This window comes from Catalinimonas locisalis (assembly GCF_038039535.1).
Taxonomy (GTDB): domain Bacteria; phylum Bacteroidota; class Bacteroidia; order Cytophagales; family Cyclobacteriaceae; genus Catalinimonas.
Map to the genome: position 1 here is coordinate 1 of NZ_JBBPHP010000016.1, position 25,972 is coordinate 25,972.

Below are 25,972 nucleotides of genomic sequence, written 5' to 3' on the forward strand. Positions count from 1 at the left end.
GGTGTTAGGGTGTTAGGGTGTTAGGGTGTTAGGGTGTTAGGGTGTTAGGGTGTTAGGGTGTTAGGGTGTTAGGGTGCACACTTTTTACGAGGAAAGGTTACGGTATTCTTAAGAAAATATACAGAAATCTATAACACCATAACACTAAGAACCAAAACACTCTAACACTAATATTAAACAAAAGGAGGCTTAACGACCTGAGCTTTCAATCGGCGGTTGCGTACTCCAATAAACACCTCGGTATCTGTTTTGGAAAAATCTTTATTCACGTAGCCCATACCGATTCCGCGCTTGAGTACCGGTGATTGTGTACCGGAAGTAATTCTTCCAATCACTTCATCCTCTGCATTAAAAATCTCATAATCTTTCCGGGGAATACCTTTTTCTACCATGAGGAGACCTACCAGCTTTTGCTTTCCACCGCTTTCTTTCTGCTTCTGTAAATGCTCAGAATTAGTAAACACTTTATTAAACTTGGTGACCCATCCCAGGCCGGCTTCAATAGGGCAGGTAGCATCATCAATATCATTTCCGTACAGGCAGTAACCCATTTCCAAACGAAGAGTATCCCGAGCGGCAAGACCAATAGGTTTGATGCCTTCCTCTTCACCTGCTTCAAACAACGCATCCCAGAGGGCTTCAGCATGTTCATTATCTACGTATAACTCAACGCCTCCGGCACCGGTATAACCTGTCGCAGAAATAATCACATCTTTTACGCCTCCCACAGTGCCTTTCTGAAAAGTGTAAAACTTCATGCTGTCCACATCAGCATCGGTCAGTCTTTTGATTACCGTCATGGCTCTAGGGCCTTGCACCGCGAAAAGGGACATTTTATCTGAAGCATTTTCCATGTCTACACCTTCGGTATTGTACTTGCTTACCCAGTTCCAGTCTTTTTCAATATTAGCAGCATTGACCACCAGCATATATTCTTCTTCACTGATGCGGTAAACGATCAGGTCATCTACTATTCCTCCCGTTTCGTTGGGCAGATAACCGTACATCGCTTTGCCGTCATAAAGTCTGGTAGCATCATTGCTACTCACCCGCTGCACCAGGTCAAAAGCCTTAGGACCACGCAGAAAAAACTCACCCATATGCGATACATCAAACACTCCTACACTCTCTCTCACTGTCATATGCTCTTCTATATCCGAGCTGTAGCGCAGGGGCATTTCATAACCGGCGAAAGGCACCATTTTAGCACCTAATTCCACATGCTTGTCGTATAAGGCAGTCCTTTTCATATCTTAAAAAATTTGTGTTTTCTATTTTGGCCCGCAAGTTACGAGAAAAATAAACTTTTGCTCAAGCCTAACCCCGCCTTCTCAGCGATTGTTTCACATTAGCCGGAAAGACTTACGATGCCAGCGGGTAGGCCCATGCTCAGCAATTGCTGCTCTATGTTTTGGCGTAGGATAGCCTACATTGGTTTGCCATCCGTACTGAGGAAAATCATCTGCCAGCCGCTGCATCAGCTCATCCCGATAAGTTTTGGCCAACACAGATGCTGCCGCAATGGAATAAAATTTACTATCTCCCTTGATGATACACTGATGCGGAATGAAAGGATAGGGATTAAAGCGGTTACCATCAATAAGCAGTAATTCTGGCTGCATATCTAATTGCTCCACTGCGCGGTGCATAGCGAGGAAAGACGCATTCAGAATATTGACTTCATCTATTTTCTGATTATCTACCTCTGCAATCGCATATGCTAAAGCTACTTCTTTGATTTCTTCTTTGATCTCTTTCCTTAGTTCCAGGCTCAGCAATTTAGAATCGGTCAGCAGCGGATGTGAAAAGTCTTTGGGAAGAATAACTGCCGCAGCTACTACCGGACCTGCCAGGCATCCACGCCCCACTTCGTCGCAACCGGCTTCTATCAGATCATGCGTAAAAGATGCTTTTAGCATAAGATAATTACTCCAGTATCGCGCTAATGTCTTCTTTGGTCAGCTTTTTCACAAAGCTTTCTTCGGTAGAGATCAGCTCAGTAGCCAGCTTGAGTTTGTTATGCTGCAATTTCAGAATTTTCTCTTCTACCGTATTGCGGCTGATAAATTTATAGGTAAACACCCGGTTTTCCTGCCCTATGCGGTGTGCCCGGTCAATGGCCTGCTGCTCAATGGCAGGGTTCCACCAGGGGTCCATGATAAATACATAATCTGCTTTGGTCAGGTTAAGGCCTACCCCTCCGGCTCGTAGTGATATTAAGAAAAGCCGCAATGAGTCATCATTTTGAAAACGCTCTACCTGTTCCTTACGGTTTTTGGTGCTACCATCCAGATAAGCAAAAGAAATATTCTTTTTATCCAGTTCTTCGCGTAGCAATCCTAGGTGCTTCACAAACTGACTAAAAACCAATATTTTATGCCCCTCACTGATGGCATTGAGCATCATATGCATCGTATCCTCCATTTTCCCTGAGCTATCATTGTAGTGCTCATCCACCATTCTGGGATGATTGGCGATTTGCCTCAACTTGGTAAGTCCCTGCAGCAAAAGCATCTGAGATTTGTTGATACCTTTACTTTCTATCAGATTCAGAATTTCATTACGATAGAAGGATTTAGCTTCTTCGTAGCAGGCTTCCTGCTCCTCCGTCATGGTACAGTATTGTATGTTCTCTACCTTCTCAGGTAGTTCTTTGGCCACCTGCCATTTTTGCCTACGCAGGATAAAGGGTTTGATGATAGAGTAGAGCTTAGCGGTTTTACCCAGATCACCTCTCTTTTCTATAGGCTGCACAAACTCATTCTTGAAAAATGTCTGAGAGCCTAGTAATCCCGGATTAATGAATGACATCTGAGACCAAAGGTCAAGCGTACTATTTTCCAGGGGAGTACCCGTAAGAATAAGCCTGAATTTTGAATTTAGCTCCTGTACTGCCTGCGCAATATTGGAATCGGGATTTTTAATAGCCTGAGACTCGTCCAGGATTACATAATTGAAATAGTATTTTTTCAGAATATCCACATCCAGACGAACAATACCATAGGAGGTAAGCACCAGGTCATAATCCTGGAACTGCTCTACATTTTTGTCCCGATTGGTGCCGGTATAAATGAATACTTTAAGGGTGGGAGTGAACTTGGCAGCTTCCATCTCCCAATTGTAGATCAGAGAGGTAGGCATTACCAATAATGAAGTTTGAGCTTGTACACTGCCATTCTGCTGCCGCTGCTCTTTTAGTTTTTGCAGCAATGCCAGGGTTTGCACAGTTTTTCCCAATCCCATGTCATCGGCCAGGCACCCTCCAAAATTATAAGCGTTAAGGAAGTTCATCCAGTTATACCCAGCTTTCTGGTAAGGGCGCAGCGTTCCACTAAAGTCCTCCGGTAGCGGCTGATCTTCAATCTTGCTAAACTCACGAAGACGGTCCAGTTTACGATCCATAGTCACTTTAGCCAGACTACCTGTGTGTAGATCCTGTACCAGGGCCAAGTGATACTTCTTGAGTTGTACACTTTCTCCTTCATCTGTGCTCTTCTCTTCACTGAAGGCGAACAGCTCTGAGTATTCTGTAAACCACACTTCAGGTATGACGGCGATTTCGCCATTAGGCAGTTTAAGTTCTCTCTGCTTATTCAGTATCAACTCGCGTATCTGCTGAAAAGGAATTTCATAAGGGCCGAACTTTACCTTGGCATAAATATCAAACCAGTCTATATTTTCTCTTACCTCTATATCAATAGAAGACTCGCCCAGAAAGTAAGTTTTATCTGTATTACTCTGCTGATTAAGAATAATACCTTCTTCTTCTAATGTTTGTTTGTACTGGTTGATCCACTCAAAAGCCTTGCTCTTATCCAGTATTGCTTTTGACTTGCTGAACTCTATAGCTTTATTCTGAAAAAACTGCAATACTTCCTGCTCACGCTGACAATTCCTTACAATTCGGTGAAAGACATAATCATTCTGCTGCTTCTCCACTACGACGCTTACCGCGTCATCCTGTGAGGTCTGGAAAGAATTGTCGCCGTATAAAAAAGAGAGCTCAAAACATATCTTATCAGAGTCGGGAAGATCCCCCTGTGACACATTTCTGTCAGCCTCCACCAGTTCGGGCTGACTGTGATACAGCTCATAAAAATTCAGATGAGGAACCGGCTGAAAGCGTTCGGTTTGAATTTCAAAACCTTTGGCATATACATCAAAGGATGCGACCAGGGGAGCTACAAATTTGCGGTAGTAAGAGTCTTCTACCTTACGGGGAATCATGATAAACTTCTTGTTGAGGAAAGGCTGAAGCTTATTACCATCCACATCTTTCTCAAAGCTATACAGCTTATTCTCCAGCACCATCCAGGCTGGCTGCTTGCATATGATGTAAGCGTTTTTATACTGGAAGTCTACCTTCTCCCCATTGTGCTTGATAGTAGGGAAATAGTGAGTATTGTCCTCATTGCGGCGAAAATGAAAAAGTACAGTGGCTTTTTCTTTAAGTACTTCCACTTCCTTACCTACCGGTTCTCCGTCATTACTCATCTCAAACAGGCGTTTGCCCTTGAGGAGAGGAAGTATTTGCGTACGAATTTCTTCCAGATATTCATCTATCTCCTGACGGATCTGCTGACTTTTTTCGGTGCTGCCCTCATAAATCTTATAGAAAAACTCATGTGTCTTGATCTTTTTCTTATGAAACTTATTGATCACAACTTCCTGCTGCATCACATCCATAAGCCGGATCAACTCATAGTCTTCTTCCGAAAGCTCACAGGCAAATTCGTGCGCATTTTTGGAGGAGATATTCTGATGCTCAAAAGTGAACTCTCCCTGATCGTCAAGCTGCACGGCAAAGGATTCAAAAAGATAGCCCAGATACTCGTGGAGATAAAGAGAATATATGATTCTAAATGGTCGTTCTGTGGAAACTTTCATATAAAAAAAGTGGCCAAGGTTGATAGCAAACAAATAGTAAAAGTACGCATGCACTTTTACTTAATTTATAAATCTACAAAAAATCTTTGACTTCTGTACGTGCGGCGATGCTAGCCGGGCGATATGATGCTAAAAAAGTAATAATTGTGATACTCACTGCGGTATAAAAGAAATCCGTGAACTGCATCTTTACCGGATAGGCATCTACAATGGCAGTTTGCATACCCATAGAAACCATGCCAAAAGTTTGCTGTGTCCAGCAGACCAGTAAGCCTACTGCCAAGCCACTAATTGTGCCTATAAAAGCTATAATAGCTCCTTCATAAAGGAATACAGAACGTACTACTTTTTTGCTGGCCCCCATGGCAATGAGCATGGCAATATCTTTTTTCTTATCAATGGCTAACATGGATAGTGAAAAGAAAATATTAAAGGAGGCTACCGCGAGAATAAACGAAAATGTAAGGTACACAAAAAGCTTTTCTATTTTAATCGCTCTCAGCAAGCTCTCATGCTGCTGATCACTGTTGAGTACCTTTAACTGATCTCCCAGTACTTCCTGCAAATTTTCCTGTACCCGGTTAATTTTTATGCCTTCGGCGGTTTTGATTTCCAGCGCTGTCCTTTTTCCTACATAGTCAAACAGACCAGCAGCAAAGTCCAGAGGAACGATCACATAGTTGGCATCAAACTGTTTCTCAATCGCAAATACACCTCCGGGCATGATATTACGCCTTTTGAAGTAACGCGTCATCGGGTCAGGGTTGAAACCTGTGTCTGTCTCTCGCTTAGGGCTAAAAACCTGCAGGGCATAGAAGTCATTGGAGGGAGATACAGACAGAGTATACTGTACTCCTCTTCCCAATATGGCAAAGCTTTTACCATTTTTTTTGAGGACCAACTCACCATGCACCATAGCCTTGTTCAGGCGGTTTTGATCAATAAAATTGTCGCTCACACCTTTCAGAGTCACTACCATCTGTGCATCCTGATAACCCAGCAGTGCCTTATCTTCAATTACTTCTGTTACAATTGAAACACCTTCTACCTGACTTATTTTATTGATCAGTGAATCACTAACCTCAAAGGTCTTTCCTTGCTGAGGAACAATCTTAATCTCGGGGTCAAACGTATTATAAGACTCACGAATGAGATCTTCCAGACCATTAAAGACGGAGAGCACTACCACCAGTGCCATCGTGCCAATGGCTACTCCCACCATTGAAATATTGGATATAACCTGTATGAAGTTTTTCTTCTTCTTAGAACGAAAATACCGCCTCGCAATCAGTAATGACAGGTTCAATACTTTAATAACTCTTGGTTAAACATTAGTCCTCTTTACTATCTGAGCTTCCTTCCTCTTCAGGCGGAATATCCAGTTCAGACAATATTTTATCAATACGGGCAGCATGATCAGCACTATCATCCAGATAGAAGATCAGTTCTGGAACTACTCTTACCTGCTTACCAATGCGATTACCCAGCTGACGGCGTACTTCTCCTTTTTTCATATTGATGGTATCCAGCAGCTCCTGCTGATGCTCGCTCAACATAAAACTAAGGTATATTTTAGCTACGCTCAGGTCGGCACTCATACTTACTTTGGTAACCGTAATAAAAGTGTGAGAGCCTACCAAAGAGGCTGCATTTCTCTGAAATATTTCACTCAAGTCTTTCTGTATCAGACTTGAAAATTGTTTCTGCCTTTTACTCTCTTTCATATCGCTGCCAAATTACGTCTAAATATGACAAATTATCACTAATTTCATAAAATAGTACAGATCATTGCTAATACCAAAGCGTATTACTTTTTTTGCGAATAGCACTTAAGTTCCTTCATAAGCTTAAATTCTAAACCCTTTGCTAAGTTACTTTAGAGTGAATGATCCTTACCGCATGCTAGGGGTCTTCGTATTGTTAATTCTTATCAGGCTACCCTTTCTTATTTCGGGCACTTCGCTTAGCATACCCGAACTCAACTGGATGTTAGTAGGAGAAAAACTTGCTGAAGGAAGTCGCCTTTACATTGGTGTTTGGGATAACATAGGCCCCTTAGCAGCACTCATCTACAGTCTGATTGAGCTTATTTTTACCAGAAGTCAAACAACGTATGCACTACTGGCTATCCTACTCACTACTTATCAGAGCCTGGTTTTTAATAATTTCCTTCTCAACAAGAAAGCATTTAACGAGAACACTTACGTTCCGGCCTTTGTTTACGTTATCCTAAGTAGTTTCTCTTTTGATTTTTATATACTCTCTCCAGTACTGATCTCCCTCACCTGGATACTCCTGGCCCTTCGCAATGTATTTTACCGTATAGAAAGCCGCTCGCAAGATAATCGTATACTAGGCACCGGCATATACTTAGGCTTAGCTACACTTTGTTATCTGCCCAGCATCTTTTTTCTCCTCTCTACTATAATGGCTTATATGCTGTTTGCCAATGTCTCTATCCGTCGTTACTTACTTTTGCTGTACGGGGCCGCGCTACCAATACTCATTGCGCTAACTTATTTCTTTCTTGTGGATGGACTGGATGGCTTCATCACGCAGTACCTGCTTTCATTCAGAACTCTTAGCAGACAGCTCCTAATTCAACCTCTTTCTCTGCTTTATATCAGTATTATTCCACTGATATTCCTGATTGTATCACTTTATAAGGTCAGTCAGATTCGCCGGTTTACCAACCAGCAGTCCAAGTTGCAGCAAATCATGTTTATCAAGATTGTGGCTACTACCATTACCCTATTCTTTGTCAATGACCTTGCTCCTTATCATCTTTTGCCTTTTGTACCTCCAGTAGCCTTTTTTGTCACTCACTTTCTGCTCTCTATCCGCAGATTCATTTTTGCTGAGCTCACTACTGCGCTTTTTGCTATTGTATTGGTTTTTAATGGCTATGCTTTCTTGTATGGTTTCTTCTCTTTGCACAGCATTTTTAACATTAGCAATCTTATGGTTCAGGAGACTCCTTATGATGATGAGGTAAGAGGGAAAAAGATTTTGGTCCTGGGTGATCAGCTGAGCATTTATCGTGAGGCTACTTTAGCTACCCCTTATCTTGACTGGCAAATTTCCAAGAGGTCTTTATCTTCAGTAGATTATTTTGAAAACCTCACCGAAGTATACCATAATTTCAGTCAGGATATGCCGGAAGTGATCATAGACCTGGAAAGTGTGATGCCCCAGCTACAAAGCAGAATTCCCCTTTTGGAAAACGCTTATCAGGCAGCCAGTAACACGGGAAATGTTTACAGGTTAAGGCAGGAAGAAGAAAATTAGCAGGGTATTTTAGATACCCTGCGCTCGTGTCTACCTCCTTCAAAAGCCGTTTTCAGGAAAGTATCTACCATCTCCAGCGCCAGATCTTCGCTTACAAAACGTTCGGGAACGCAAAGTACATTGGCATTATTATGCTGACGTGCCAATGCGGCCAACTCTCCATTCCAGCAAATAGCTGCCCTGACCTGAGGATGCTTGTTGGCAGTAATGGCTACTCCATTGCCACTACCGCACACCAAGATGCCTAAGCGACAAGTTCCGCTTCCTACTGCCTCAGCTAAAGGATGAGCAAAGTCTGGATAGTCAACTGAGGCTGGTGAGTCAGTGCCAAAATCTTTTACTGTAAAGCCCAATTTCTCCAAATGAGCCTTGATTTTCTGCTTATGATGAAAGCCCGCATGGTCGGCCCCCAGGGCAATAGTCTCTGATGCTACGATTGAATCCTTCATGATGTGTGTTAGTCTTTAGTGCTGTCTTGCGCTGCATCTTCTGCTTCTTTCATTGCTTCTTTTCTTGCCTCTTTTCTTACTACCATTTTTGATATATAGATACTTGCCTGATACAGGAGTAATAGCGGGAAAGTAACCAATAGCTGGGTAATAGGATCGGGCGGAGTAACCAGGGCTGCAATAATCAGAATCACAACAATGGCATGCTTACGATACTTAACCAGAATTTCGGGTGATATCACCCCTGCCTTAGACAGGAAGTAAACAACAATAGGCAATTGAAATAATAATCCACAAGCCAGTACCAGGGTCACTACAATAGAAATGTATGAGGTGATATCAAACTCATTCATGATGGTAGGATCCACCTGATAGTTACCCAGAAAATTTACAGAAATAGGAGTAACGACAAAATACCCAAAAAGCACTCCTAACATAAATAATAAACTCACAAAAAACACTGCCCCCCGGCTCAGCTTGCGCTCATTCTCGTATAGTCCCGGACTAACAAACCGCCAAATCTCCCAGAAAGCATAGGGGAAGGCTACGATCAGACCTATTACCGCAGAGGAGACAATATGCATGGAGAACTGCCCGGTCATTTTCCGGCTCTGGATGATGAAGGGCATTTCATCAAAGCAGAAAGCATCTGATCCGATTGCCGAACTCACTTTGCAAAACATCTGGAAAGTCCAGAAGTCAGGCTTAGTAGGCCCTAAAAGGAGCACTCCCCATACAAAGTCTTTCAGCAAAAAAGCGGCAATGGCGAACACCATAATAGCCCCCAGTGAACGGATAAGATGCCAACGCAGCTCTTCAAGATGATCCAGAAAAGACATCTGCGAAGCGTCTTGTTCATAGGGATCGTAAGGCGTTACGGCATCCTCTCTTCTCTCTTCTAAGCCATTATCATGATGTTGCTGATCCAGCTTATTATTTTCCGGATTTTGATCTTCTGTATTATCCACTTACTTTTTCTAAACTACTGTATAAAGGAAAACGCTTCATTAAGTCATTTACTGCCTGCTTCACCTCCGCGATGCGGTTTTCATCTTCAGGCTTACTTAATACTACGTCCATAAACTCTACAATGGATTCCATCTCTGCTTCTTTCATTCCTCTGGTGGTCACTGCTGCAGTCCCTGTGCGTATACCAGAAGTCACAAAAGGTGATTTATCATCAAAAGGGACCATATTTTTGTTCACCGTAATGTCTGCCAGGCCAAGAGCCTTTTCTGCCTCTTTGCCGGTGATGTCCTTAGACCTCAAATCTATCAGCATTTCGTGATTATCCGTACCGCCAGAAATCACATGATAGCCTTTATCCATAAACGCTTTTGCCATCACTTTAGCGTTCTTGGCTACTTGCACCACATATTCCATAAATTCATCAGACAGTGCTTCTTTAAAAGCTACTGCTTTTGCAGCAATCACATGCTCCAGAGGCCCTCCCTGGGTTCCGGGAAAGACAGCCATGTCCATCAAAGCTGACATAGGACGAATGTTACCTTTCAGCTTAACGCCAAAAGGATTGTCAAAGTCTTCACCCATCATAATCAAACCTCCTCTGGGGCCTCTCAATGTCTTGTGCGTAGTAGTGGTTACAAAATGGCAGTGGGGTAGCGGATCGTTCAGCATACCACGGGCAATAAGTGCTGACGGGTGAGAAATATCTGCCAGTAAAAAAGCATCTATTTTATCTGCAATAGCTCTTAGACGCTCATAATCCCAGTCGCGGCTATAGGCTGAAGCACCACATATGATCAATTTGGGTTTCTCCTGCAAGGCTGTAGCTTCTACCTTATCCCAGTCAATCAGACCGCTTTCTTTTTCTACACCATAGAAAAAGGGCTGATACAGTTTACCGGAAAAGTTAACCGGAGAACCGTGTGTCAGGTGGCCTCCATGAGACAGGTCAAAGCCTAATATTTTATCACCGGGCTTCAGTACTGCCAGCATTACTGCTGCATTGGCCTGAGCACCGGAGTGAGGCTGTACATTAGCCCAGGTTGCTCCGAAAAGTTCTTTTGCACGGTCAATAGCAAGTTGCTCAACCTTATCTACTACTTCACATCCACCATAATAACGCTTGCCGGGTAGTCCTTCCGCATATTTATTGGTAAGTACGCTCCCCATAGCTTCCATCACCTGAGGCGAAGTAAAGTTTTCAGAGGCAATCAGCTCTATGCCACGCTGTTGCCTTTCTTTCTCTTGCTGAATTAAATCGAAAATTTCCTGGTCTCTTTGCATAAAATGTAGTGCTTATGAGTATTATGTGCTTAAGTAATATGGCTTTCGTAGCCATAAAAACCGATTAGCATTTTTAGTAGCCTGTATAAAAGCACATGGCCTGAGGCATTGGTGCCTTATTCGTCAAAATTACATCAAGTGGCAGACAATCACAATGCTAAATGAAGATAGCTTAGTATAAGTTCCTGAAACTGCCTAAGCTCCAAAAATACAGCTTTTAACGAAAAGCACAGAAGATGTACCCGCCTTTCTTTTTGCTTTGATTTGGATTAAGCGTAGTTTTGACCTTTATAAGCCTACTTACCGATTTATCGCCATGAGCAAGATTACCTTAGACGATCTGAGACAAAAAATTGATAGCATAGACAATCATTTGCTGGAACTCCTCAACGAACGTATGGATGTAGTACGTCAGGTAGGAGAACTCAAACGCTCTACCAATGCCATCATTTATCGTCCTGAACGTGAGAAAGCCATACTAGACCGCCTGAATAAGCTAAATAAAGGCATGCTGAATGCTCAGGCTATAGAGGCGATCTTTTTAGAAATCTTTGCTGTAAGCCGAAATATTGAGTTACCTGAACGCATCGCTTACCTGGGGCCAAGTGGAAGTTTTTCTCATCAGGCTGCCGAAAGCCGCTTCGGTGCCATGAGTGAATATATGGCCATCGGTAGTATCAAAGCGATTTTTGAAACGGTGAATACTGGCATGGCCCGTTTTGGCGTAGTACCTATTGAAAATAATCAGGAAGGTATGGTGCCCGAAACTGCCGATTGTCTGGCGAAGTACGACCTGCACATCGTAGCTGAAGTACCTATGGCTATTCATTTCGCTTTTGCCAGTAAAACGGATCAGTTGCACCAGATCAAGAAAATTTATTCCAAAGACATTGCCTTCCGGCAGTGCCGCAATTTTATTGAAAATGTAGTGAGTAATCCTGATGTAGAGCTTATCCCAGTTGAGTCTACCTCAAAGGCAGCCCGTATGGCGGCGAATGAGCCGAAAAGTGCCGCCATCTGCTCTCATATAGCTGCCCAGGATCATCATGTGCCTATACTTTTTGAAAATATTGAAGACTCCGGCGATAATCAGACACGCTTCTTTATCCTCAGCAAAGATTTTATTAACCAGCCCAGTGGTAATGATAAAACATCCATTTTTGTCAAACTGGCCCATTCTGACGAACCAGGTAGCTTAGTCAATTTTTTACAGGCTTTTGATAATGAAAAAATCAACATGACCAAGATTGAAAGCCGGCCGGCCAAAAAAGGGCGCAGCTTTAAATATTGGTTTTTTATTGATTTTGAAGGTCACTTTCATGATGAAAAAGTACAGCGAGTAGTAAAACAGTACAAATCCGAGATCAAGTGGCTGGGCAGCTATGTGAAACTGATTTAAGAGAACAATATAATCCTAGCTCACGTTCTACTGTTAGCCATTTTTGAATAGTAGCATAATATGAAAAAGCCTCATGATAAAGTAGGTGTACTACTTGTAAACCTGGGAACCCCTGATAGCCCGAAAACCGGAGATGTACGAAAATACCTACGTGAGTTTTTGATGGACTGGCGTGTGGTAGATTATCCGCTGATCCCTCGCTGGATGCTGGTAAACCTGATCATTGCTCCTTTCAGGGCACCTAAATCTGCCAAAGAATACCAAAAGCTATGGCAGGACCGCGGTTCACCGCTTAAGTTTTATGGAGAAGATGTCACCCAGCTATTGCAGGACAGCCTGGGAGAACGGTATGTAGTGAAACTTGCCATGCGTTATCAGAAGCCTGGCATTAAAAGCGTATTGGAAGAATTACAGCAAGAAATGGTGAGCAGCATTATTTGTATTCCCCTCTTTCCGCAATATGCTTCAGCTACCAACGGATCGGTGATTGACAAAGTGATGGAGATTACCCGCAACTGGCAGGTGATTCCTGAACTTAAGTTCATCAGCCAGTTTCCTGACCATACTCTTTTCATTGAAGCACATGCCGATCGTGCCCGTAAGCTGATGGATAAGCAGGAATACGATCATTATGTGTTCAGTTACCATGGTGTGCCGGTAAGCCAGATCAAGAAAGCCTCTTATGGTGATTACTGCCAGGTTGGGTCCTGCTGTAATAAGTACGGGAAGAGAAATCAATATTGCTATCGGGCACAATGTTTTCAAACTTCCCGAGTGCTTGCCAAAAAGCTAGGCATTCCTGAAGAAAAGTATACCGTTTCTTTCCAGTCACGTCTTGGCCCTGTGCCCTGGATCAAACCTTATACCGACGAAGTGTTGGAAGAACTTGCTAAAGAAGGCAAAAAGAAAGTTTTAGCATTGTCTCCGGCATTTGTGGCCGACTGCCTGGAAACTACACTGGAAGTAGGAGAAGAATATAAGCATGATTTTCTGGATGCAGGAGGTGAAGTCTGGGATCTGGTAGAAAGTTTGAACGATCATCCTATCTGGATTGAATGTTTGAAAGATTTGGTATTACAAAACGACGCTAATGCTGATATTTCCGAAGAAAAAATACCTAATAAAAAAACCTCAGACGAACTTAGTAGTTCTATAAGCAGACAGAGGCTGTAATAGCTAAATGTTTGGTTTTGGTTAATTTAAAAGACACGTAGCCGATTACTACGTGTCTTTTTTTTTAATTTTGTGCCCAATGATACAGTACAATCAGACCATCAATATAGAGAGCAGCGTAGAAAGTGAGTGGCTCAACTGGATGAAAGAAGAACAGATTCCTGATATACTTGCTACCGGCATGTTTATCAATGCCCGTCTTTTTCGCCTACTGGATGTAGAAGAGTCTGAAGGCACGGCAACTTATGCTTTACAGTTACATGCCGAAACCAAAGAGCATCTGGATATTTACCAACTCAAATATGAGCCTGCGCTAGATCAGGGGCATGAAAGCCGTTACGCAGGCAAAGCCGTTAGTTTCCGCACCTTGATGAAGGAGGTCTGATAGATTTTTGGAAGATTATTCTGAAGCGTATTAGCAATACATGCTTATCTATCCAAGTATTTTTAATGCTTCTTCCTCATTCCCCATCCATCGGCACATAATTATCTATCTGCTCTTTGACGAGGCGGCAGGTGAGCCACTCTTTGGGAATATCCGCACCCAGCGATTTGTAAAATTTGATGGCGGGTTCGTTCCAGTCCAGCACCTGCCATACTACGCGATAGCAATTCGCTTCTTTGGCTTTTACAATAATGCGGTCCAGCAGCCTTTTTCCGATGCCTTTTCCTCTTTCAGATTGGGTAACGATCAGGTCTTCAAGATAAATACACTTGCCTTTCCAGGTAGAGTAGCTGTAGAAGTAAAGCGCCAGCCCAAGGATATTTTTTGTTTCTTCATTTTCAGCTACAAAAAACTCAAAGACCGGCTGCTCTCCAAAGCCATCTTCTTCCAGTTGAGCTACTGAGTTTTCTACTTCGTGCGGTTCTTTTTCAAATTCTGCCAGTTCCTGGATTAATGCCATGACCTGCGGCAGGTCTGCTTTGATGCCTTGACGGATGATAATGCTCATAGTAGATATTGGGTGGTTAGGTATTAGGTATTAGGTATTGGAATTTAGTAGATCTGGCAAATCTTGAAGACTTACCAGATCTGTAGTAATCTATCTTAGGTTTTCAGGGATTTCATTCAAATTGTAGAAGGTGAAAGCATATTTATCTGCCCACTCTTCTATCTGTTTGGAAGTAGGTTTACCTGCTCCGTGTCCGGCTTTGGTTTCTATACGAATCAGCACTGGGTTCTCTCCTTCATGCTTTTCCTGCAAGGTGGCAGCAAACTTAAATGAATGCGCAGGAACCACCCGGTCATCATGATCAGCGGTAGTTACCAGCGTAGCAGGATACTCAACTCCTTCCTTAATATTATGTAGAGGTGAATAGCCGTATAAATAATCAAACATGGCCTGACTACTGTCGGCAATGCCGTAGTCGGGTGCCCAGCCTGCTCCGGCAGTAAACTTATGGTAACGCAGCATATCCAACACGCCTACGGCGGGTAAAGCCACTTTACATAAGTCAGGTCGCTGAGTCATGGTAGCACCTACCAACAAACCTCCGTTGGAGCCACCGGCGATGGCCAGTTTTTCAGTAGAAGTATATCCTTCCTGCTTCAAATACTCACCAGCAGTGATAAAATCATCAAATACGTTTTGCTTGTTCATCTGTGTACCTGCCTCATGCCAGGCTTCTCCGTATTCCCCACCACCCCGGAGGTTGGGCATGGCAAATACACCGCCATTCTCCAGCCAGTACAAACGGGCTACACTAAATCCAGGCGTCAGACTCACATTAAAACCACCATAGCCATAAAGATAAGTAGGGTTCTGCCCATTCATCTCTAGCCCTTTGCGGTGTACGATGAACATAGGCACTTCCGTACCATCTTTACTCTGGTAAAACACCTGCTTCGTTTCATAGGCTTCAGGATCAAAATCTACTTCGGGCTGGCGAAATATTTTTGACTCACCACTAGGAATGTGGTAGGAGTAAATAGTTGTGGGATAAGTAAATGAAGTGAAGTAGTAGAATACGGTTTCGTCTTCTTTTTTGCCATCAAATCCACCGGCAGTGCCAATGGCAGGTAGTGTTACTTCTTTCTCAAAATTGCCTTGCAGGTCATACTGCTCAATGCGGGTGGAGGCATCCTTTAGGTAATTGACAAACATTTTACCTCCGGCAAAGGAGACACTTTCCAGCACTTCTTCCTTTTCAGGAATCAGATCTTTCCAGTTTTCTGGCTTAGGATTGGCAGCATCTACAGTAATGATCCGCTTGTTAGGCGCATCCAGATTGGTCAGGATGTAGAGCTGATCACCTTCATTATGCACAAGGTAGTTGTCATGCTCAAAGTCGTCTATGATCTGGATAATCTCCCCATCTTTGCTCAGATCCTTGACATAAAGCTCATTGCCACTGGTACCATTGGCTGCGGTGATCCCCAGAAAGCGATCATCTTCTGAAACACTACCGCCTACATAACGGCGGGGTGTCTGCTCTCCACCAAAAATTAATGCATCTTCGCTCTGCGATGTACCCAGTTTATGGTAATACAGCTTGTGATTCATATTCACTCCCGAAAGTGCGCTACCTTCCTCCGGCTTGTCGTAGCTGCTGTAATAGAAGCCTTCCTTACCTTTCCAGGAGATACCGCTAAACTTTACGTCTTTCAGCGTGTCGCTTACCAGTTTGCGGCTCTCTACATCCATCACCATAATTTTGCGCCAGTCGGAGCCGGATTCGGAGATAGAATAGGCCAGTAGAGAACCATCTTCGGTGAAGCTGGTTCCGCTCAGGGCTACTGTCCCATCTTCGGAGAACTTGTTAGGATCTAAAAAGACTTCAGGTTCAGCCTCCAGGCTTTCCTGCACATACATCACACTCTGGTTTTGCAGCCCATCGTTTTTGTAGAAATAATATTTGTTTCCTTTTTTAGAAGGAGCAGAGTACTTCTCATAATTCCAGAGTTCGGTCAGTCGGTCCTCTATCCCTTTGCGAAAAGGAATGTTTTCCAGATAGTTAAATGTCACCTCATTCTGTGCTTCTACCCACTGAGCCGTTTCTTCGGAACGGTCATCTTCCAGCCAGCGGTAAGGATCGGCTACTTCGGTGCCAAAATAGGTATCTGTCTGCTCTACTTTTTGTGTAGAAGGATATTGTATGTTCATATTTTCATTGGTTTGTGAGCTGTCGCAGGCCAGCCATACTCCACTGCTCAGCAATACTAAAGCTTTTGATTTCATCTTTTTGCTAATGGTTTTTATGTGCGCTAAAGTAAAATTTTTTAGTAGCAGGTAAAACAAGAAAAGTGCTGAATACTTAATCTTATAGGGAGCTTAGAAGTTCTCCGCTTTCAGGAAACACACTAATTTTTTCAACTATTACTAATCCTTCTAACAATGGATGTTGTCAAAGTGATCATCACCTGCTTAATCGTATTCTTTACTTTAGGGGCCTTTTTATCCTACATCAACAAACCCTACTGGTTTGTACGTGTCTTTGACTTTCCTTTGCTGAGCAATACTATTTTTCTTGCTATGCTGTGTATTGCTTATTTATTTATGGACGAAAAACCCTTTCAAGGATGGAGTCTGGTAATGCTAATAGGTACCATACTGGCCTTGATTGCCGCTGCCTTTAAGCTATATCGCTATTTTCCTTTTGTAGAAACATCCACGCTGCCGCCTCAAAAGGATGATCCTGACAGACAGCTAAGTATTCTCAACGCCAATGTAAGGCAAAAGAACCGCAAACCTGACCGGCTTAAGGAGCTACTTGCAGAAGAGCAGCCAGACATCGTGATTATGCATGAAACCAACCAATACTGGCATGAGCAAATGGAGTACCTGAAAAATGAATATCCCTACCACGTACTGCTACCTCAGGAAAATACCTATGGTATGCTCTTGTACTCTCGCCTGGAAATTAAAGATAAGAAGGTAGCGCATTTATGCGAGGATGGTGTTCCTTCCATACATCTACAGCTCAAGCTGCGTAATGGGGAAAGCATAAACCTGCATGCCATCCACCCCAAGCCTCCCGAGATTGGCTCACATACACAAGATCGGGATACGGAAATTGTGTATGTAGGCAAACTGATAGGGAAAAATGATGCTCCCTCAATTATGGCAGGTGATCTGAATGACGTGCCCTGGTCAAAAGCTTTGATACTGTTCCGTAACCTGAGCAATATGATAGACCCCAGAAGAGGGCGAGGCTTTTATAACACCTTTAATGCTAAATTTCCCCTCTTCCGTTATCCGCTGGATTTCATCAATTTCACCGGGCATTTCAGGTTATTGGAAATACGGCGGGAGAGATACATACATTCCGATCATTTTCCCCTTTATGTCAAACTAAGTTATGAGCCGGATAGCTATTACGAAAACCTGTACGATCTGGTGGAAGAAGAACAGCAAGATGCTCAGGAGATCATCAATCAAAAAAATCGCAGTGTTTTTCCCAACCCTGGCTTACCACATATAGATGAAATGAAGCGCTAGTCTGCTGAGAAAGGATATTTGGTAAAGTGTTCATTTCCCATCGCATCCTTTTCATAGCGGGCCAGACAATACTGCTGAAGATGACTTTCTACAGGATTTTCTAATGTCAAATTTTTAGGAGCGGGCTCACCTTTAAGAAAAAAAAAGACCTGCGTATTGCCGTACTTGTTGTGGGGCATATAGCTTCCGTACTTCTGCATTTCCTGCCAGAGCGAATCTTCAATAGCTACAGCATAGACTCTTTTTACCGGTCCGGTATTATTTTCATTACGGACAAAAGCCAGTTCTTCGGGCTCTCCTGCCAGACCACTTACTCCCGGCTGGGTTGTAGCCTCTATTACAAACCAGGCAGCTATGGCTATCACTGCTAAAGCAATAACGTGCTGTAATTTAAATTTCATAGACTATTGTTCTGCGCTGCAAAGCTATAAACATTGGGCTGTAAACAACAATAAAGAAGAAATACTTGGAAACTTAATCGTTTAGGCGGGTTTCGTGCACCAGGCTTACCTCGTACCACTTTTCCTGCTCTGCACCCAAAGATTCAAAATAAAGCATATTACCTTCTACCCGTACTTTCCATTGTTCTTTCCAAGCCCGGTCCAGCTCACTAAAAGTAAGTGTATCTTCTTTCAACACCCAGCGCCCATGAAATGACTCATGCTTACCCTCACCACTGCGGTAGTAGCCCGCCGGATCAATGTGTACCCAGTGTGCATATTTCTTAGCCCGTGGATACTGCACCAGACTATCTTTGGTATTCATCTCATAAAAGTACCATCTGCCCGGGAGGTTATTCGCCAGGTGTACTTCTTTTTTGGCAGGCTTAGGAAGCGCTTCTACACGCGAAAGAAATATCTGCCAGCGGAGAGATTTGAGGACCAGATACTGCTGACTAAGGGTAACTTCAAACTGAGAACTTTTATCTGTAGAAAAATGAAGCCGCAATTTTTTCCCATCCGAACTGACTTTCCAGTTGCCTTTACCCATCTCTTCCTGCGGAAAGTTGGTTCGGAATTTTCCATCAGCCTTAATTTCCATACCACTTCCCCAGGGAAATTCCAGCATAGGCCAGTCGGTTCTGTCCATGCCGTCCAGCAGTATTTTATCTATCTGCCAGGCACCATACAGGTCCTGCACTTTGTATTGGCTACAGGAGGAAAAAACAGCTATAGAAAAGATAAATAAAAAGATCCTTTTCATTTGAATCGCTCATTATCCAATTATCAACCATAGTAAGATAGCAAATTGACTTCACTAAAGCCATTTTATTCCCCCCACTCAGCTTACTAAATGGAAGTATTCCTGCCACATTTTATGTGTTACAATATTTTTCTTTATCCAGCCATTTCATTCAGATTTTCATTTGAAGCCTTTTCAACCATTAAACTCGCACAATTATTATATTTCCTTATCTACCAATCGTTCATAACTATTCTCCCGAAACTGAGTTGAACACAATATTGTATTCTAAATTTTTTAAGCATGAAAAAACTCATTTTTTTACTTATTCTCATCTTCATTGTATTTGATGAAAAAGATGTATTGGCTCAGGAAAGAGATACTACCATCACAGCAAGTGTAGATGGACATATATTCAAACCTAAGCTGGCAAGTTCTGCTGACTTATCAGGCCTCCAAACTCCGGATGGTTTTACTATCCAGAAATTTGCCGAAGGGCTGGAAAAACCCCGTATGATGGCTGTCACTGAAGATGGTACAGTCTATGTCACCCGCAGGCAGGGAGATGTGCGTATGCTTAAAGATACCAATGATGACGGACAGGCTGATATCAACGAAACAGTGCTTACCCTGGATCAGGTACATGGTCTTGCCCTTAAGGATAATCAGCTTTATATGATCACCGTCACTGAGGTGTACAAAACCGATATTAAGGAAGATGGTAAACTGGGAGAGCCTCAATTGCTCATGGAAAATTTGCCGGAAGGCGGTCAGCACCCTAACCGTACCATAGAATTTGGTCCTGATGGCAAAATGTATATTTCGGTAGGCAGTACCTGCAATGCCTGCGACGAAACCAGTAAGGAAAACGCCACGATGATTGTATCAAACGATGACGGAAGTGGACGTGAAATTTATGCCAAAGGACTGCGTAATACGATTGGCTTTGACTGGCATCCTGAAACCAATGCCTTGTATGGACTAGACCATGGGATAGACTGGCTGGGTGATACTACCCAGAAGGAAGAGCTGAACCGTCTGGAAGAAGGTAATAACTATGGCTGGCCTTATGTATATGAGGATGGACAGCCTAATCCAGCGGACCAACCGCCAAATGGCATGAGCTATGCAGCCTATGCTGAACAAACCAGTTTTCCAGTATTGACGCTACCGGCCCATTCTGCCCCTATGGATCTGGTTTTTTATGACAAAGAGCAGTTTCCTGAAAACTATCGCGGAAAGGCTATCGCCACATTGCATGGTTCCTGGAACAGGGCCGAACCCAGCGGCTATAAGGTCGTAATGATCAATTTTGACGAAAACGGAGAGCCTACCGGATATGAAGATTTTATCACAGGATTTCTGGTCAATGGAAACCAGGAATATTTAGGAAGAGTATGCGGATTGGCCCTGGCTGAAGATGGTTCGCTTTTTATTTCAGACGATGGCAGTGGAGCCATTTATAAAGTAAGCTACGAGGATGTAGGGAAGTAATTTTTGTGAGCAGTAGCGAACACGGAGAGCAGCACATGGAGACGGCATGGCTGCTCTTTTCTTTTTTCAAATAATCAGTTTGAATCCTTGGAAAGAAAGAATACCTCGGTTTTGAGTTTCCGGCTGTTACCCTGAAAATCGTAAATGATTATTTCTTCTGCCTGCTCTGGCACCCAAAAGTTACGCGAAGACTGTGAGAGATAGCCCGCGCCATAATAAAATTCCTGATGATATCTTTTTCCATTACGTAATCTGACCTCTGCATAAAAATCATCTGCCTGTAATGGAAGTAAGGCACCTTTTTCCTCCTTGGTAGTTTCACATAACATTAACCCTGCCTGATTTCTGCCCACAATATAACCTTCCTGTTGATTGCCTATCCTGACAGCCACCAATGCTCGATTATCGCCTGCTATGCTCAGGTTTTCGGTTTGCACCCTGAGTTCTCCCTCTTTTTCTTCAAGCTCAATTACTGCTCCATTAAAAGCATCATAAGGGCCCAGCGCTGTTTCCGCTCCGAAGAAATTCCCTGTCACCATCAGCCTGACACCCTGCCCTGAGGATAGCTGTTGGATACCTGTAATAGGTGATAGTTGCAGAACGTTTGGAAGTGCCTGGTGTTTCATATTCCCCTTTCCCTGATTAATAAGCAGTACATTCCGTAACTCATCCACTTCCCATACCCCTGCGCCATCCAGCTCCTGAGGGGTAAACACCTGGCTGAAGGGAGCTTTGGCATACGCATCATAACTTCCAAAGCGTTTGCGCATGGCTACAATCTGACTGAACAAGGCATCCCGTGGTGGATAGGGGTATTCAGTGCCATGTTCAGTATAAGTGACTATAGGATCTATTTCATTATTCCGGTCAAAATCTTTGGCATACAGCTTCATTGGCGCTATCTCGCTGGCTTTGTATCGGCTGTTAAGTCCATGATTCCCTAACACATAGTCAATATCACCATCCTGATCCAGATCACTTCCATAGAGGCTATTCCACCAGCCGGAGGATTCTGAAAATTCTTCTTCTGCTACCTTGCTAAAATTTCCCCCATTATTAAGGTAAAGCTGAAGCGGCTGCCATTCTGAAGCGATCAGCAAATCCGCTTTTCCATCCTGATTGTGGTCCGTCCAGAGCGCTGCACTGACCATTCCCAGCTCTCCTGAAGCCTGTAGCAATTCCTCTGTAACGTCCTTAAACCTGCCGCCTTCATTGCTAAGCAGATAACTCTGCGGGGCATTCGGATAGCGAGCAGGATCTACCCGCCCTCCAACAAACAGGTCCAGATCACCATCCTGATCATAGTCAGCAGCGACGACACAGGAACCACTGCTGCGTATCTCAGGCAAAGCATTTTCTAATCTTTTGAAATTCCCTTTACCGTCATTCTGATATATTCTGTCCTGATACATCTCCTTTTGAGCACCCCATTCTACCCCACCACTTACTACATACAAATCCAGGTCACCATCCCCGTCCATATCAAACAGCAGGCAGCCAGTGTCTTCATAGAGCGAGTCAAAGGGAAATGGCTGTTGAATAAAAGTCTGATCTGCCTGTTGAACAAAAAATGAAGCGGCTTGTCCCAATGCTCCTCCCATAAAAAAGTCTTCACGTCCATCAGCATTCACATCCCCTACCGCTATCCCCGGCCCCAGAGAGGAGTACTTGCGAAGTAGCAGAGGAGAACTTTTAAAATCATTATACAGATTCTCCTGATGTTGAAAGGATAAATTATAGGAGTCACTTACATCGCGCATTGGAGAGGATAATCCCTGTGTCAAGAATGCTGCATTATGGTTGGGGCGGTAAGCAATATGCAGGGTTTGCGAAGGGGTAATGTTCTTTAGTATCTGCTCTTTCTGATCAGGCCATACGATTAGCAATGAATCTATTCTACTGCTATCCGCGAGGCCAAAATGAAGAGTAGGTGTAACGGAAGAGAGATAGCCTTTCTGAGGAGAGTGATAAACATATTGGCTTGAATTACCCTGATAAAGATAAACGCGACTGCCAATCGCCTGAGGATTATCAGCCTTGCCCTCAAGTTTAAGCTTAAGATAAGGCGCTTTGGTTTGCTCCGATGTATTATTCCTCAATACAAATGCCGGATCATTTATATTGTTGACTACCAGATCAAGGTCGCCATCATTGTCCAGGTCACTATAGGCCGCACCATTGGAAAAAGAAGGTGTTTTGATCCCCCATGCTTCTGTAAAATCACTAAAAGTCAGGTCTTTATTGTTAAGAAAAATATAGTTTGAGGTTTTGGCTCCTTTCATCTGCTTGGCCAGTTGGCGAATCTTTTCTTCTTTACGTTCATTACTGCCAAAAAAGCTTTGTCCACTGCGATAAGTCACAAAATCCAGGTCAGTCATATCTTTGACAATCCCATTGGTCACAAACATATCTTTCTGACCATCCTGGTTAAAATCTGCCATCAACACTGCCCAGCTCCAGTCAGTAGCGTCGATACCGGCCAGTTGTCCAATCTCACTAAAGCCATTCTTTCCTTGGTGGAGTTGCAGCGTATTCCTGATATATTGTCTTGAATATCCGCTTTGCAGACGCTTCGTTTCATTATCTTCATTGATTGATGTCAGCATCATCTTCTGACGATAATTGTCGGGCGGCAGCATATCCAGGGTAGCAATATCTGGCAGTAGGTCATTGTTGATGTCTGCAATATCTACCCCCATGCTGTTGTAACTCTGATGGCGTAAATATTGATCAGCCTCTTCTTCAAAGGAGGGATATCCATCCGGGCCATCCTGCTGGTTGATGTATAGATAATCATTATCCATAAAGTCATTGGCGACATAGATATCCGGCCATCCATCCCGGTTGATGTCATCTACTGCCACTCCAAGGCCATATCCCTCATGAATGATGCCTGTTTGCTCCGACACATCTGTAAAAACCGGATGCCCTTTCTCTGGATCAAAGTGGTTTTGGTAAAGCTTATCAATATTTTTACCCTTGTTAACTTTAATGCTTTTGTCAATGATGATAGACTTATTGACCTCATTAACAATATTGGTCAGCAGAAACATGTCCAGGTCACCATCCAGATCGTAATCCAGAAAAGTAGCCTGTACACTGTAAGAAGGGCCTGCCAGACCATAAGCCTCAGCAGTTTCTTCAAAGCAAAGCTGTCCATCTTCACAAAATCCCTGATTGATATAGAGCAGGTTACGGCAAGCCTGCGGGCAATCAGGTCCGCCTACAGAAAGATAAATATCCAGCCAGCCATCAGCATTGATATCTACCATGCTTACTCCCATCACCCATTCGCTTACTTCAAACCCTGAGGATACTGTAATATCCTCAAACTGCATATTCCCCTGATTGAGATATAGCCTTGAAGGGACCAGGTTTCCTGCAAAAACCAGGTCATCCAGACCATCCCTGTTAAGGTCACCGGCAGCTACTCCACCACCATTATACAGGTAGTAGTAAGTCATCAGGTTGAAAGTGTCTGAATCTTCTATCTGATTATTAAAAGTAATGTTTGTCTCTTCAGGAGTAAGTATGGTGAATCCGGGCTGAGAGGAATTATCACTATGCGAGCCCTGCTTACAGCCGCTGAGTAAGCATACCAGACAGAGGAATGAAAGTGAAATGTATGGGCAGGTTCTCATCAATATACACATCTTTAATTGCTCACAATACCTGCTGGAACAGCCATATGGCACAAAGCATAGTATTGACTTATGCCGAAACAGGGCAGGGGTATAAACCTACAGCATTTTCAGCGAAAAGTCATGCTGGAAAAAAATGAAGTCAGCAGACCAAGCACCTGCCGACTCACTTGCAGTTACTATATGTAACCGGGATTCTGAGGATAGAGAGGGTTGGTAGCAATCTCACTCTGAGGTATCGGCAAATATTCTCGTCCCGGCTGGTAAAAGACACCTCCGGTATTTTCGCGAAATTCCGGATTATCAACAAACCTTTCAGGAATTAGTCCCCACCGCAGCAGATCATAATAGCGACTACCTTCCAGAGAAAGTTCCAGCACTCTTTCATCCCGGATGATCTGCCGCATTGTCGCCTGATCCTGTAACGTAAACGTAGGCATATTAGCACGCTCACGCACCCGGTTCAGCGCATCAAGCACTGCGGCAGAGGAGCCATTGGCCTCGTTTTCTGCCTCAGCATACATGAGTAAGACATCGGCAAAGCGAATTATCCTCCAGTTGATGACAGAGGGAAAACCTGCAAAGCCAAAATCTGATTGTGGTTTGTCAGGCGTCTCAAAATCCAGATACTTACGTCCACCCACAAAATCCAGGTTAGTAGCATAGGCCTCGGCAAATGCATCCTGATAGATTCGGGCACCTGGATAATTCCAGATGAATGTAGAATAAGTCCTTATGTCAATATTACCATCATTGTCCGGAGTATCCAGAAAACGCTCAAAAGCCCAATCGTTAATTTCAAAGCCATTCTGGCTGGTAAATGGCGGAGGTGCCATATCTGGCTCCCAGGCCGCAGCCCTTAGCGTCTCAGGATTATCAGCGCCCCAGGCCAGTCCGTTATTATCAAACTGGATTTCAAAAATAGACTCTACATTATTCTCACCGGCAGCGTTGAAGTTGTCTGCATAATTTTCAACCAGATCAAAAAGGCCGGAGTCTATTACTTTTTTGAGTTCAGCTGCTGCCAGTGCATAATCTCCTGATGAACCTTCTATACCGGCACGATAGAGATAGGTTTTACCCAGCAGGGCAGTAGCAGCCCATGAAGTGGCACGCCCCACATTATCAGCCTCCCAGCTAGGGGGCAGGAGTTGTTGTGCTTGCTGCAAATCGGAAATAATCTGCTCCCAGACCTGAGCAGGATCAGCCGGAGCAGCAGTGATTTCTTCCAGACCAGCCGGTGGCTCGGTGAGCAAAGGCACATTTCTGAACATGGTGATGAGATAGAAATACTGAAACGCTCTCAGGAAGTGAGCTTCACCCCGGATAGTACTCTTCTCTTCCTCGCTAAAGGAAGGGTCTTCTATATTGTCCAGATTTTCAAAGATCAGGTTGGTTCTGAAAATGGTCTTCCAAAACTCACCCCATATCTCAATCAATCGTCCGAAATTAGGGTTGATGGAAAAATTACTCGCGTCGGTAGTTGTGCCCTGGAAGGCAAAAGGATCTACCACATCTGAGCGGTAAACAGTATGCAGTATCATCATACGCCCCCACCCAAATACAGTAGATAAAGGACTATAAGCACCGATAATTGCCTTACGGGCATCATCGGCTGACTGCCAAAAGGTATCCGGTGAAAGCTCATTCTCATTGACTGGCTCCAGAAAAGAGTCATCACAACTGGTGACGGTGAGGAACAGTACCAGAATAGTAAAGAATATTTTAGGAAGTATTAGGTTATATCTTTTCATCAGACTTTGTTTTTTC

Annotated in this window: 20 protein-coding genes; 6 read left to right on the forward strand and 14 right to left on the reverse strand. The window is 43.5% G+C overall.

The window, feature by feature from the left end:
* Nucleotides 1-173: 173 nt before the first annotated feature.
* The 5 genes from gcvT to rbfA all read right to left on the reverse strand — a co-directional run bounded on the left by gcvT (nucleotide 174) and on the right by rbfA (nucleotide 6,611).
* Complete coding sequence (gcvT, locus tag WJR50_RS18490; RefSeq protein ID WP_341294794.1) at nucleotides 174-1,250, reverse strand: glycine cleavage system aminomethyltransferase GcvT; 1,077 nt, start codon at nucleotides 1,248-1,250, stop codon at nucleotides 174-176.
* A 93-nt stretch (nucleotides 1,251-1,343) separates the two neighbouring features.
* On the reverse strand, nucleotides 1,344-1,919 hold the full coding sequence (gene rnhB, locus WJR50_RS18495) for a ribonuclease HII (RefSeq protein ID WP_341294795.1): 576 nt from the start codon (nucleotides 1,917-1,919) through the stop codon (nucleotides 1,344-1,346).
* Nucleotides 1,920-1,926: 7 nt separating this feature from the next.
* Complete coding sequence (locus tag WJR50_RS18500; RefSeq protein ID WP_341294796.1) at nucleotides 1,927-4,887, reverse strand: DEAD/DEAH box helicase; 2,961 nt, start codon at nucleotides 4,885-4,887, stop codon at nucleotides 1,927-1,929.
* Nucleotides 4,888-4,960: 73 nt separating this feature from the next.
* Nucleotides 4,961-6,193: an FtsX-like permease family protein gene (locus WJR50_RS18505; protein WP_341294797.1), complete on the reverse strand. Its 1,233-nt coding sequence runs from the start codon at nucleotides 6,191-6,193 to the stop codon at nucleotides 4,961-4,963.
* A 25-nt stretch (nucleotides 6,194-6,218) separates the two neighbouring features.
* On the reverse strand, nucleotides 6,219-6,611 hold the full coding sequence (gene rbfA, locus WJR50_RS18510) for a 30S ribosome-binding factor RbfA (protein ID WP_341294798.1): 393 nt from the start codon (nucleotides 6,609-6,611) through the stop codon (nucleotides 6,219-6,221).
* Between the two features lie 139 nt (nucleotides 6,612-6,750).
* On the opposite strand from rbfA, the gene WJR50_RS18515 reads away from it, so the two are divergent.
* Nucleotides 6,751-8,175: a hypothetical protein gene (locus WJR50_RS18515; protein ID WP_341294799.1), complete on the forward strand. Its 1,425-nt coding sequence runs from the start codon at nucleotides 6,751-6,753 to the stop codon at nucleotides 8,173-8,175.
* Here the strand turns inward: WJR50_RS18515 and rpiB are convergent.
* The 3 genes from rpiB to glyA all read right to left on the reverse strand — a co-directional run bounded on the left by rpiB (nucleotide 8,172) and on the right by glyA (nucleotide 10,874).
* Nucleotides 8,172-8,624 (reverse strand): ribose 5-phosphate isomerase B, encoded by a 453-nt coding sequence (rpiB, locus tag WJR50_RS18520; RefSeq protein WP_341294800.1) that lies wholly within the window; start codon nucleotides 8,622-8,624, stop codon nucleotides 8,172-8,174. The two genes, WJR50_RS18515 and rpiB, sit on opposite strands and share 4 nt — an antisense overlap.
* 8 nt (nucleotides 8,625-8,632) lie before the next feature.
* Nucleotides 8,633-9,463 carry a twin-arginine translocase subunit TatC gene (gene tatC / locus WJR50_RS18525; RefSeq protein WP_445223477.1) on the reverse strand — a complete coding sequence of 277 codons (831 nt, stop codon included), beginning with the start codon at nucleotides 9,461-9,463 and terminating at the stop codon, nucleotides 8,633-8,635.
* Nucleotides 9,464-9,584: 121 nt separating this feature from the next.
* On the reverse strand, nucleotides 9,585-10,874 hold the full coding sequence (gene glyA / locus WJR50_RS18530) for a serine hydroxymethyltransferase (RefSeq protein WP_341294802.1): 1,290 nt from the start codon (nucleotides 10,872-10,874) through the stop codon (nucleotides 9,585-9,587).
* Between the two features lie 325 nt (nucleotides 10,875-11,199).
* Between glyA and pheA the strand changes: the two genes are divergently transcribed.
* The 3 genes from pheA (at nucleotide 11,200) to WJR50_RS18545 (ending at nucleotide 13,831) form a co-directional block, all read left to right on the forward strand.
* Nucleotides 11,200-12,273: a prephenate dehydratase gene (gene pheA / locus WJR50_RS18535; RefSeq protein WP_341294901.1), complete on the forward strand. Its 1,074-nt coding sequence runs from the start codon at nucleotides 11,200-11,202 to the stop codon at nucleotides 12,271-12,273.
* 60 nt (nucleotides 12,274-12,333) lie between these two features.
* Nucleotides 12,334-13,446, forward strand: a complete 1,113-nt coding sequence (gene hemH / locus WJR50_RS18540) for a ferrochelatase (protein WP_341294803.1) — start codon at nucleotides 12,334-12,336, stop codon at nucleotides 13,444-13,446.
* Between the two features lie 79 nt (nucleotides 13,447-13,525).
* Nucleotides 13,526-13,831 carry a DUF4286 family protein gene (locus WJR50_RS18545; protein ID WP_341294804.1) on the forward strand — a complete coding sequence of 102 codons (306 nt, stop codon included), beginning with the start codon at nucleotides 13,526-13,528 and terminating at the stop codon, nucleotides 13,829-13,831.
* A gap of 76 nt (nucleotides 13,832-13,907) precedes the next feature.
* Here the strand turns inward: WJR50_RS18545 and WJR50_RS18550 are convergent, their stop codons facing one another.
* Nucleotides 13,908-14,399 (reverse strand): GNAT family N-acetyltransferase, encoded by a 492-nt coding sequence (locus tag WJR50_RS18550; protein WP_341294805.1) that lies wholly within the window; start codon nucleotides 14,397-14,399, stop codon nucleotides 13,908-13,910.
* 90 nt (nucleotides 14,400-14,489) lie between these two features.
* Complete coding sequence (locus WJR50_RS18555) at nucleotides 14,490-16,625, reverse strand: prolyl oligopeptidase family serine peptidase (protein WP_341294806.1); 2,136 nt, start codon at nucleotides 16,623-16,625, stop codon at nucleotides 14,490-14,492.
* A gap of 156 nt (nucleotides 16,626-16,781) precedes the next feature.
* Here WJR50_RS18555 and WJR50_RS18560 point away from each other — a divergent pair, with 156 nt between their 5' ends.
* Nucleotides 16,782-17,885, forward strand: coding sequence for an endonuclease/exonuclease/phosphatase family protein (locus WJR50_RS18560; protein WP_341294807.1), 1,104 nt, complete (start codon nucleotides 16,782-16,784; stop codon nucleotides 17,883-17,885).
* Here the strand turns inward: WJR50_RS18560 and WJR50_RS18565 are convergent.
* Both WJR50_RS18565 and WJR50_RS18570 read right to left on the reverse strand, forming a co-directional pair.
* Nucleotides 17,882-18,286, reverse strand: a complete 405-nt coding sequence (locus WJR50_RS18565; protein WP_341294808.1) for a hypothetical protein — start codon at nucleotides 18,284-18,286, stop codon at nucleotides 17,882-17,884. The genes WJR50_RS18560 and WJR50_RS18565 overlap by 4 nt on opposite strands.
* 73 nt (nucleotides 18,287-18,359) lie before the next feature.
* Complete coding sequence (locus tag WJR50_RS18570; RefSeq protein WP_341294809.1) at nucleotides 18,360-19,088, reverse strand: hypothetical protein; 729 nt, start codon at nucleotides 19,086-19,088, stop codon at nucleotides 18,360-18,362.
* Nucleotides 19,089-19,370: 282 nt separating this feature from the next.
* Between WJR50_RS18570 and WJR50_RS18575 the strand changes: the two genes are divergently transcribed.
* Nucleotides 19,371-20,561 carry a PQQ-dependent sugar dehydrogenase gene (locus tag WJR50_RS18575; RefSeq protein WP_341294810.1) on the forward strand — a complete coding sequence of 397 codons (1,191 nt, stop codon included), beginning with the start codon at nucleotides 19,371-19,373 and terminating at the stop codon, nucleotides 20,559-20,561.
* A gap of 74 nt (nucleotides 20,562-20,635) precedes the next feature.
* On the opposite strand, the gene WJR50_RS18580 is transcribed toward WJR50_RS18575, so the two are convergent.
* Nucleotides 20,636-24,202 (reverse strand): VCBS repeat-containing protein, encoded by a 3,567-nt coding sequence (locus WJR50_RS18580; protein WP_341294811.1) that lies wholly within the window; start codon nucleotides 24,200-24,202, stop codon nucleotides 20,636-20,638.
* A 179-nt stretch (nucleotides 24,203-24,381) separates the two neighbouring features.
* A complete protein-coding gene (locus WJR50_RS18585; protein WP_341294812.1) occupies nucleotides 24,382-25,956 on the reverse strand; it encodes a RagB/SusD family nutrient uptake outer membrane protein in 1,575 nt (524 codons plus the stop codon).
* Nucleotides 25,957-25,972: the final 16 nt, after the last annotated feature.